Consider the following 10,411-nt stretch of genomic DNA (forward strand, 5'->3'; position numbering starts at 1 on the left):
CACTTTATGCGTAGTGAGACGTTACTGCTTTGCATCAAACCCGCCCGATGTGTAACCTAAACATTCGCCTGTAGTGTCTGCAGCTCTTGAGTAATTCGCCGTCTGTGGAGCCTGTTTCGCCGCCTGAATGATGTTCATTTCGAACTGAACCATTTCGAGGGAACTTTTGAGCAGTTCCTGGTTCTGTCCGTTTACACGTCTGACATGATCTGCAACCTGAGCGAGTCTGTCGCGTTGCATTGCCAGATTCTTCTGTTCCGTAGGTCTTTTCTCAAGTACCTGGATCAGATCGGTCAGTTTCAATGAATTAACATCCATGTTAAGTACATTTGCTATATCCGTCATGGCTTCTACTCTTTGTTTTTCGAGGCCCTGGATACTTCCTATTATGTACTGCTCCTCATCCGTGATTTCTGCAAGTGCCTCCAGATCACCTTTGATAATGACTGTGGTCTTTTGGCTAGATAATCCCAGTAATTTTTCGTATGCTGATCCCTCTTTGTCGAGGACATCAACAAGATTCTCCATAAGGCTTGCCACTGGAATCATCCTCCTGATATGAAATTGATGCGTGGGCTGTTATGCCAGCTCTTCGAACTTTGCCAGTAACTTATCAGCAAAAGCCTCTCCACTCACATCATAAGTACCATTTTTAATAGCAGCTTTGAGCGATGCAACCTTATCTTCCCTGATATCGGGGGCAGCGCTTACAGCCTGTTTTGCAACCTGGATATCTTTTCCAATCGAAGAAAATGATACAGTATCTCTGATATCATTGGTCTTCTTAGCTGCCTGTGGTTTACCTACTTTGCTGTTTGAGTAAATCTGCTGAACCTGACTGTATGCTTCTATTCGCATATCTTTTCCTCCTTCCCTGGAGTATTTTTTACATTTCTACTACATTTATCGGTAGAAGTTTCCATTACTTTAGTTCTTTTCCCAAAATATTTCCCCCGAAAATTTTAGGAAATTTCATGGTAAAAATACGCTCAGGGTCTTTATTAAAATGTTGTTAGTTTCCCATGTTTCCTTACATTTCGCGGGTTTTTGGTTTGCCTACCCGGTCGTTCCTTCAGTAATTATATCGGAGGGTATGGGAAAAACTTTAGAGTTTTTTAAGAAATTTTTGAAAAAAATATTTGGTCACTGCCTAAGGCTCATCTGGGCGTTGCTGTAACGCTTGTCACCTGTGACGTCCTGGTCGAACCAGCCTGCGGGCTTGTAGGCGCTTGCTGCCTCTTCTGATGGGAACTCTACTTCCGCTATTATTGTGCCGTCGTATGGGGCGTCGAAGACGTCGAGTTCAATCTTCAGGGCGCTTTTATCGATTTGCAGGTCTTGGGCATCTGTTTCTGTGAACGCATCTGTATTAAGCGGAATCAGATATCTCTTTTTCCTGATCACATTGCCATCGGCCTTGGTGAGCATGTGCTCGTAGGAGTCCTTGTCCAGGGGTAGGTTGTATTCTGTGGCGCCGATTGGGGCTTCCTGCTGGGGTGATGAGTCTTGCTGCGCTCCCGAATTCTGTTGGGCTGACACGTCTGCCTTCTGCGCATACATATCCCTATTCTTGTAGGTCATGTAATATGTGTCGTCTTCTCTGCGGACCCTTATGGCAGGTTTCACATTCAGGTACCCCTGCTCAATGACATGGAACGGGTACTTGTCCAGGTCCTTGGGGAGCTCTTTTACAGTGTACTTTCTTTCTATTTCTACGCCCATGTGGATTGTGGCCTCCTTCTTGGATGTATTCAATCCTCTACCTATTGTAATACGAAGGAGCTGTATTGAAAACGTAAATATGCGAAGGCATTACGGTAGGAAGAAAGATCCTGCCTCTATACAGTAAGGCTTTTTGTTTCCATGCAGTAGCATCACGCGAATCATAGCCCTATGTGCAACTGTAGGGAACAAATTATAGTCCTGCAACTCTTCTTGTGCTAGAATTGTTCTTGTGAATGCTATCGCAGGCAAGACATCCATGGCAGAATTACGAAACCAACAAGTTGAAAAATAAAGCAACATTGAGGGAGGAACACGATATGGCAAAGACAGCGATATTCTTAGCAGAAGGATTTGAAGAAATAGAAGCTCTGACCGTTGTTGACCTGCTTCGCAGAGCAGGAATCGAGATAACGACAGCCTCAATCACTGGAAGCAAGCAGGTAACCGGCTCTCACAACATAACTGTAGAGGCCGACGTTCTGCTTTCAGACATTAAATTTGATGAAACAGACATGATAATTCTTCCGGGCGGAATGCCGGGAACCAACAATCTGGATGCCTGCGAACCTCTGAAGACTCAGATCAAGGCCTTCGCCGATGCAGGCAAGAAACTTTCTGCAATCTGCGCAGCACCGAGAGTATTTGGCAAGATGGGTATCTTAAACGGCAAAAAGGCTACCTGCTATCCTGGAAATGAAGAATTCCTCCAAGGCGCTGATCCTCAGACTGACGAAGTTGTAAAAGACGGCAACTTCATCACCAGCCGCGGAATGGGAACTGCAATCCCCTTCGGACTTGCAATCATTGAAGAGTTCCAGGGCAAAGAAGCTGCCGATGACATGGCTAAAAAGATCATTTTCAGACAGTAAAAGGTGTAAATACGATCATCTCCGCAAAAAAATACATAGAAATATATTTGATAAAAATCCCGCAAGCCCAGTGTTTGCAGGATTTTTTGCAGTTTATAATTTCTTTAGAAAAAAACTTGTTGACAATTTGTTCTAGTTGTTCTATAACATACTTGTAACAAGAAATTAGCAGCCGCTACTTGAGAGTGCTAATAAAAAGGATTAAACACTACAACAGAACAAAATAAATATAGAAAAGGAGTGATAATTATGTTGATGCCTATGCTTTGGAGTAACAATGATATTTTTGATGAGATGGATAATTTCTTTAACGATGGATTCTTTGGCGGAAGTGGCCTGATGCCAAGAGAAGCTAAGCCTTTCGATTCCACATCAGGACCTATGAGAACAGACGTTATTGAAAAAGACAACTGCTACCAGCTTGAGGCTGAGCTTCCCGGATTCAACAAGGAAGACATCAAGATTGATCTCAAGAATGACACCTTGACCATCAGCGCTTCTCACAATGAGAACAAGGATGAGAAGGACGAGAACGGCAAGTATATCCGCCGCGAGAGAAGAAGCTCTTCATATCAGAGATCATTCCATGTAGAAGGCCTTAAGCCTGAGGATATCATCGCTCAGTACAGAAACGGTGTTCTTACCGTTAACCTTCCTAAAAAGGAAGCCATCCCTGAGAAGGAAGAAGCTATCCAGATTGAAGTTAAAGATTGATCGCAGTGACCTAAACATAAACATAAGAAAGGCTGTCATACTAAGAACTAGTGTGACAGCCTTTTTCATGTCATTAAAGGGAAATATGCTGTGGCAGACCACCTACAAACATCGGTGTCAGTTCTGCCTGAATAAGAGGATATGCGTAATCAATAAACTCCTGCTTCATCTGAGTGTGGTCCTCGCTGATCCATTCAAGCGGAACCTTTTTCTCGAGGTTTGCAATCTCTGAAATAGGATGAAGTTCTGTGGTGCACTGGTATGGTGCGTTGGAAATTCGCTTTAGTGCCACCATTTCGCCGGTACAGCCTTCGAAAGCGGCCTTCACAGCTGCTCCGCCTACCTGATATGCCTCGGTGATATCTGTTCTGCTGGTAAGGTGACCAGCGCATCTTTGAAGTGTGGACAACTCTATGCAGCGGGTCTTGGTATCAAGCTGCTTGGCAATAGTGTTTGCCAGGAATCGCGCTGTACCCGTCAGGCTCTTGTGTCCGAAAGCATCAACAGCATGAACGTCATCTGAAAGCTCACAAACATAGCGTCCGTCTTCAAGCTTAACACCTTCTGAAACTGCGATCACGATGCTGCTCTTTTTCTCCTGCATCTTTCTGACCTTTTCAACAAATCTCTCCACATTAAAGGGAACTTCGGGAAGGCAGATCATATCAACGCCCTCGCAGTCCCAGCCCTTGGCAAGTGCAGCAGCGGCTGTGAGCCATCCGGCATTTCTTCCCATTATTTCAACTACAGTCACATACTTAGTGCCGTAAACAGTAGCATCCCTGATGATCTCTTTCATCACAACTCCGATATACTTGGCCGCGGAACCATAGCCGGGAGTATGGTCGGTTACTGTAAGGTCGTTATCAATAGTTTTGGGAACGCCAATGAAGCGTATATCACTTCCCTTTCCTGCGCCGTAAGCAGCAAGTTTGTTGATGGTATCCATGCTGTCATTACCACCTATGTAAAAGAAATATCCAATATTCATGGAATCGAGCTTAGCGAAAATTTTCTCATAAAGCTCTTTTGCCCCATCATCATTAATATCGGGAAGCTTGTACCTGCAGCTGCCAAGATAACTTGATGGAGTGCGCTTCAAAAGCTCTATGTCTATCGGCTTTGTGAAGATCTCCACCAGGTCAACATATCTATCTTCCAGAAATCCCTGTATACCGTTGCACATGCCGTAAACATGCTCAGATCCGCGACTCTTTGCCGCCTCAAAAACCCCTGCAAGACTGGAATTGATGACTGACGTCGGTCCGCCGGACTGTCCGACTATTGTATTCTTCATTACCCGTCCCTCCATTTGATTGTTCACTTGATATATAGTTAATTGCTTTATAATAAAATGATAACGTTAAATATATTCTCATGTAAGAGCTTACATTTAAATAAAAATGGTGTTTTTTGAACTATTTGTGTTCTCATCCCAAAGCGGTCCGGATTTCAAAAAACATCAAAAAAGCTGCCACACCATATCGGTGCGACAGCTCTTTTCTATTATCTATTCATATCAAATTAGTAGTTCTGAGCCTTCTTCATGAAGTAAGCCTGAGGGTGATTGCATACAGGGCAAACCTCCGGAGCCTTAGGTCCAACTACGATATGTCCGCAGTTTGAGCACTCCCAGATTGTATCACCGTCAGCAGAGAATACGATTCCGTCCTCGATATTCTTAAGGAGCTTTCTGTATCTCTCCTCATGCTCTTTCTCAATAGCTGCTACCTGCTCGAAGAGATCAGCGATGTCATCAAATCCCTCTTCTCTTGCCTTCTTGGCAAATGAAGGATACATCTCTTTCCACTCGTAAGCCTCTCCGTCAGCTGCTGCATTGAGGTTATCAACTGTTGTACCAATGCCGGAAAGGATCTTGTACCAAAGCTTAGCATGCTCCTTCTCATTAGCTGCTGTAGCCTCGAAGATCTGTCCAATCTGTACATAGCCGTCCTTCTTAGCCTTTGAAGCAAAGTAAGTATACTTGTTGCGAGCCTCAGATTCCCCCGCAAAAGCTGCCATCAAATTCTTCTCAGTCTCAGTTCCCTTAAGTTCATTAGTTCTTGTCTCAAGATTAGCCATAAAATCCCCTTTCTATGCGAGAAACGCATTTACGTTGCCATAGAATCATTCTACCATATTCTCCCATGAAAAAGATATATCATAATTACTACTATGTATCATAATACTACTGTCCTCATCTTATTTTTTATTTGGGACAGTAGTGCAACTTGTTCCTTTTAGCGAAAGGCTACTGTCCTTATGACATTTCTCTTCTGAGACAGTTACTTTTCTGTGCTTTTCAGCCATTTCCCGCACTCTATCAGCAAAATATACAAACATTTTAACTGTCCCGTGGTCATTATTCTTGCAGGACAGTAGTCTATCCCAATATCTTTCCGTTTTTGCTACTGTCTGCAAAAAGATTTCTTCCAGAGACAGTAGTGTCTCACTGAAAAAACTTTATAGATAACTGTCCCATGTATAAAAGCAGTTTTAGACAGTAAATTTTTGATACCTTCCGCATAGTGATGTTAATTTTGAGTCAAAAAAGGTCCACGCGACTCATTGTATGCAATGAGTCAAACTGAAACGTCCCCAGTGTCTCATTTTGAGTCAAACTGAAACGTCCCCGGTGACTCACAATAAAAAAGAGACGTCTGCGAGTGAGGGATTTATCATTTATCAGGCGTCTCCGTAACGGTCTATTCTGTTGTTAGAAATATGCAAATCAAATGGTTACAAGCCAAGGCTCAGGCACCGGTCTTATCTGCTCAGGCACCGGCATTACCTTGCTCCGGCCCAGGTCAGTCCATAGAGCTGTTCCATGAGCTTTCTGAGCTCGTCCTTCATACGGTTGCAGGCTGAAGCCTCATCGACGAAGTTCAGGACTCCGATCTTCTCCTTCTGATCCTGGAAATATACTGCCCATCCGTTTTCTGTCTTATCGAGGCAGATTCTGTTCTTGTGTGATCCACCGATCTTGTAGAGCTTACTTGGTACAAGATGTTCCTCAAAATAAGCTTTCAATTCCTTAGAATTCATAGTGCTCCTCCAAAAACCTTTATCAATCAAGTAGTTATCGACTAACTTACATGTAGTTTTTATTACTACATATAATGTATCACATTACTACTTTTTTGACAAGAGTTGGAAGCGCCCCAAATATCCCTTTTATTCCTCAATATTTCCCAAAGAAAGTGCTGCCAGCGCAGCGCCTTGTCCCCAGGGATATGCGCCGTAATTCTGGTAGTGAACGCCAAAGTCATCGCAGGAACTAAGGGCACTCGTGACCTTTCCGCCATCAGCATTTGTCAAAAGAGCTTGTAGTGACGCCTCCACGTCATCCCCCTCAGCCCCGGCGCCATTCAATAATCCATACACTATCATGCCCGTAGCCGATGTATCCAGATGCCCATCAACGGCCTGTACCTGCCATCCGTAGCCGCCCCCTGGTTTCTGATAGGTTAAAAGAGCTTTCGACAGCTCCCTATACCATTGAACCAGTGTACTTCCCTGATTCTCCAGTCTGCTCTCGGACCCCTTTACATACTCGGAAAGTCCCATGATAAGCCATCCGGCAGCTCTACCCCAGGACAGAATCCCTCTCTTTTCGCAGATTGCTCCGTCGTCCAATAGAGCATAGCCATGATACGGAAGTCCGCTCCGCTCGTCCATTCCGTGCTTTAAAAAGTTCTTAAGCTGGAGCTTAGCCAGCTTTCTCGCATCATCCACGCCGAAAGCCTTTGCATAGGCAGACAGAAACATTGATGTCTGCCCGATACCGTCAGCAAAGACATTACAAGCACTCCTGTCAGAGTTATAGACAATCGTCTCCTCGCCGTCTCTGGCAGCGCCAAGCAGATACTTATAAATCCCGTCCGCAATGCTTCTGCACTCAGTTCTGAGCCTTCCTTCCTCAAGCTGCTCATAGAGCCTGATAAAAGCAACACCTGCGAGAGCATCATCTATATAAGAAATCTTCTTATCGTATTTTTCTTTCCAGAGCCTGATATGCCCAAGAAACGCCTCGTCAATCTTACCGACAAGTCCTTCTTCGCCATCCGGCACAGCTCTTTTTCTGGCTTCCGCAAGGCCCAGCAAAAGCATTCCAGCAGGCCAGAACATGGGATCCTTGGTGCGAACACTTCTTCCAAGAGCACTCTTTACCAGGTCCTTTGCCATCTGCCCAAGAGAGACCTCCATTATGGTCTCAAGCTCTGCTATGGACTCGTTTATGATCTGTTTTTCCCTCTCAGTCATTTATCTCCCTCATCTGCCAAGCTTCTCACGAACCTTACCTGTGAGATACTTAAACTCCTCGCTTCTTCCGTACAGAACAAAGTAAAAGCCGTTGAACAAAACGGTGATGATGATCGCCATCAGTATAAATGTAAGGATATTCAGGTTTGCAAGAACATTAACGCTGATAAGCTGTGAAACCACCAGCACAAACACGAGGCTAGCCAGGTACTTCGCGGTATCAACAAAGTAGCTTCCGGCCTTCATATCAAAGCACTCCCTGTAGATGATAATCGGCTTAGTGACATTTGCAATAAGTCCCGAAACAATGGTTCCAATGTAAATACCGGTAATTCCAAGAGGTGTCTGAACCAGCACAATCGAGATCACAAGGTTTACAACTCCCTGGATCAGCGCCAGATACTTATCAGGCTCAAAGACTCCGGCTGCAGTCTTGTAGTTACTAAGAACAATCCTGTCGCCCTTGAAATAATAGTCGATCAGGATGCAGTAAACAGCTGCTGACGTGAGGATCCAGTGATCTCCAAGCCAGATCCTTATAAGCGGTGTTAAAAGAACCATAAATCCCACGCAGGAGAATCCATAAATCCAGGATGCAAAAAACCTGTAGACCTTAAACATGGAAAACTGCTTCTCCCTCGATTCAGTTGCAATGAGATTTCCAAAGCTTGAGATAACCGAATTGAAAATTATATTTACGAAGTTCGAAACTGTGCTGATGACCATGTTGTAGTTATCAACAACACCCGCCATGGCAACTTCCACAAATGTCGAAATGATAAGTGCATCAGTCTGAAGTCTCGCCACATCTCCCACCTTGTGGAAGACCAGGGCCTTAGTCTTTTTCCAGACCTCATCGCTCTCTTCCTTGGAGAGCTTCTCAACATTCTTCTCCTTAAGGAACGGATACATCTTATCCAAAAACTTTGAGACAAAGATCTTCTGGATCAGCTGAACCACAGCATCTGTAAGGAGGTAGAGCAGGAAGTTCTTTGTTACAATAACAACTATTATCTGAAGGAATACAACGATAACCTTTGTTATTGTAAGAATATTGGTCTGAATATAGTTCTTCTGCTCAGCATTTATGAGGCTGTATTTGTACGCCACAAAATAGCTGCTGACTGTATTAAACAGGAAGATCAGATAGTAGATTGTCAGTTCCCTGACCGAGGTATTCTCAGGTGACCTCAACTTGAAGTACTGAAGGAACGGGGTTAGTAAAAGTCCGACAGCAGCAACAACGCAGGCGATAATAAAGTACGCCTTGCGATAGAGCTGCATATATGACTTGATCTTCTCTTTCTCTCCTCTGGCAACAGGTCCGTAGAGGCTGAAATTCAGCGCTGTTCCGATTCCCAGCTCCGCCATGTTGAGGAGTGACAGAATATTTCCATAAGTTGAGTTGATTCCAAGAAGATCCTCATTTAAGTGCATGATAAAGACAGTTCGCAAAATAAACGACATCAGCGCCGTTGCGATCTGTCCCACATACCCGAAGGCGATATTTCTTGTTGCCGACTTAACTCTTCCCATATAACTTAGATGATACTTCCTTTTTCGTCCATTAATATCCAGCCCTTCCAGTAATCATGCATGATCTGAGGATTTACCGGCTGGTTGTTTCTCATTTTATAGGTGCGTATCACCGTCTTGTCAGGTCTCTTGTTGAGCCTTGCTCCCCAGAAGCTGAAAGTGGAATTCGCACAGATATTGCCCTTGCAGTGACTCATGAGCATCAGGTCTTGAACACTGTTCTTGCCGTTGTTCCAGTCAACGATTGTATATTTGCTCTCATCAGAGAACTTCTCGCGAGCGTACTCGTGGTCGCTGGTGAAAATATAAAAATGTGTATCAGGCTCTTTTACCGTAAAATAATCCATGGCTCCTTGATAATATTGTTCAGTGGCGATGTTACCAAGTATCTCAACATTAGATGGATCCAGATAATCTCCCCTTCTGATGTGAACACTGACAGAAGGCTCTCTCTCCATGCGCTCGACCAATGCCATATTCCTTGCATGAAGGTCCGGGTCTGAATGCTCAGGGAAGATGAACTTCTCCTGGAGCTTGTCCATGATGTCCCCGTAATATTTCTGGCAGGCAAAATAGCCCTTTATGTACTTATCCTCCAGCTCAAACACTTCCGGATGGTACATCTCTTTTTCGGAAAAGACCTTTGGATTGGCCTCGTCTCTAAGACCCAGCTTTTTGAGCACCTTACCTGCAATAGCTGCAAATGCGCCTTGCTTAAGAAGAGCATCCCTCTCATAAGCGCTGCATTCCTCATAGTCCGTGCCTCCAAATATCGGAAGCTCAAACTCCCTTGGCGCCAGCATATTCTTCTGAACCTGCGGGTCAAACCAGGACAAGTCCAGTTTTACATCTTTCCCCATTTCGCGAAGCTTGGTGTAAACAGCATACTGCTGCATCTGGTTTCCGAGCCCCCCGGCGATCTGAATAATCAGCATATTATCTCCCCCAAATATATATTACTTATTTCCCATATTGAACTACCACCACCGTCTATGACGGAAGTGGATTCCTGCTTCAGCCACCCGGGTTATTATCTCACACAGAAATATCCTGGTGAGTTTTCCCCACGGTGTCCACAGGCGTTTGGTTCCCGTAGTCCCTACGGTACCTTTATTTCGTTTATGCTACTGAAGGCAGCAAGGTTTTCCCTTTACTCAGGATATTTATCGCAGCATTTACGTCTCGGTCATGCATAGCCTTGCACTCAGGACATGTCCATTTGCGGATACTAAGGGCTTTGGTTTTCGGCTCCTTGTGTCCACATATATGACAGGTCTGTGTTGAAGCATAGAACCTTGGTACTT

12 protein-coding genes are annotated in these 10,411 nt (G+C 44.4%); 2 read left to right on the forward strand and 10 right to left on the reverse strand.

Annotated features, from left to right (window positions below):
• Positions 1-21: 21 nt before the first annotated feature.
• From G632_RS0115440 to G632_RS0115450, 3 genes are all read right to left on the reverse strand, one after another.
• Complete coding sequence (locus tag G632_RS0115440) at positions 22-540, reverse strand: flagellar protein FlgN (protein ID WP_022770348.1); 519 nt, start codon at positions 538-540, stop codon at positions 22-24.
• A gap of 39 nt (positions 541-579) precedes the next feature.
• The gene (gene flgM / locus G632_RS0115445) at positions 580-858 is read right to left on the reverse strand and encodes a flagellar biosynthesis anti-sigma factor FlgM (RefSeq protein WP_022765804.1); all 279 of its coding nucleotides are present in this window, start codon (positions 856-858) and stop codon (positions 580-582) included.
• A gap of 285 nt (positions 859-1,143) precedes the next feature.
• Positions 1,144-1,722: a CYTH domain-containing protein gene (locus G632_RS0115450; RefSeq protein ID WP_022770350.1), complete on the reverse strand. Its 579-nt coding sequence runs from the start codon at positions 1,720-1,722 to the stop codon at positions 1,144-1,146.
• A gap of 320 nt (positions 1,723-2,042) precedes the next feature.
• On the opposite strand from G632_RS0115450, the gene G632_RS0115455 reads away from it, so the two are divergent.
• Both G632_RS0115455 and G632_RS0115460 read left to right on the forward strand, forming a co-directional pair.
• Positions 2,043-2,594 carry a DJ-1 family glyoxalase III gene (locus G632_RS0115455; protein WP_022770351.1) on the forward strand — a complete coding sequence of 184 codons (552 nt, stop codon included), beginning with the start codon at positions 2,043-2,045 and terminating at the stop codon, positions 2,592-2,594.
• A gap of 249 nt (positions 2,595-2,843) precedes the next feature.
• Complete coding sequence (locus G632_RS0115460) at positions 2,844-3,308, forward strand: Hsp20/alpha crystallin family protein (RefSeq protein WP_022770353.1); 465 nt, start codon at positions 2,844-2,846, stop codon at positions 3,306-3,308.
• 73 nt (positions 3,309-3,381) lie between these two features.
• Here the strand turns inward: G632_RS0115460 and G632_RS0115465 are convergent, their stop codons facing one another.
• From G632_RS0115465 to G632_RS21815, 7 genes are all read right to left on the reverse strand, one after another.
• Positions 3,382-4,605 carry a 6-phosphofructokinase gene (locus G632_RS0115465; RefSeq protein WP_022770354.1) on the reverse strand — a complete coding sequence of 408 codons (1,224 nt, stop codon included), beginning with the start codon at positions 4,603-4,605 and terminating at the stop codon, positions 3,382-3,384.
• 227 nt (positions 4,606-4,832) lie between these two features.
• Positions 4,833-5,390: a rubrerythrin gene (gene rbr, locus G632_RS0115470; protein ID WP_022770355.1), complete on the reverse strand. Its 558-nt coding sequence runs from the start codon at positions 5,388-5,390 to the stop codon at positions 4,833-4,835.
• A gap of 705 nt (positions 5,391-6,095) precedes the next feature.
• Complete coding sequence (locus G632_RS20400) at positions 6,096-6,353, reverse strand: hypothetical protein (protein WP_022770357.1); 258 nt, start codon at positions 6,351-6,353, stop codon at positions 6,096-6,098.
• A gap of 129 nt (positions 6,354-6,482) precedes the next feature.
• Complete coding sequence (locus tag G632_RS0115480) at positions 6,483-7,571, reverse strand: glycoside hydrolase family 88 protein (RefSeq protein WP_022770358.1); 1,089 nt, start codon at positions 7,569-7,571, stop codon at positions 6,483-6,485.
• A 9-nt stretch (positions 7,572-7,580) separates the two neighbouring features.
• Entirely contained in the window at positions 7,581-9,107 is a 1,527-nt protein-coding gene (locus G632_RS0115485; RefSeq protein WP_022770359.1) for a lipopolysaccharide biosynthesis protein, read from the reverse strand.
• Between the two features lie 5 nt (positions 9,108-9,112).
• The gene (locus G632_RS0115490; RefSeq protein ID WP_022770361.1) at positions 9,113-10,042 is read right to left on the reverse strand and encodes an alpha-1,2-fucosyltransferase; all 930 of its coding nucleotides are present in this window, start codon (positions 10,040-10,042) and stop codon (positions 9,113-9,115) included.
• A gap of 184 nt (positions 10,043-10,226) precedes the next feature.
• A partial coding sequence (locus G632_RS21815) for a zinc ribbon domain-containing protein (protein WP_155828908.1) occupies positions 10,227-10,411 on the reverse strand: 185 nt, incomplete at its 5' end.

This window comes from Butyrivibrio sp. NC2007 (assembly GCF_000421405.1).
GTDB lineage: Bacteria > Bacillota > Clostridia > Lachnospirales > Lachnospiraceae > Butyrivibrio.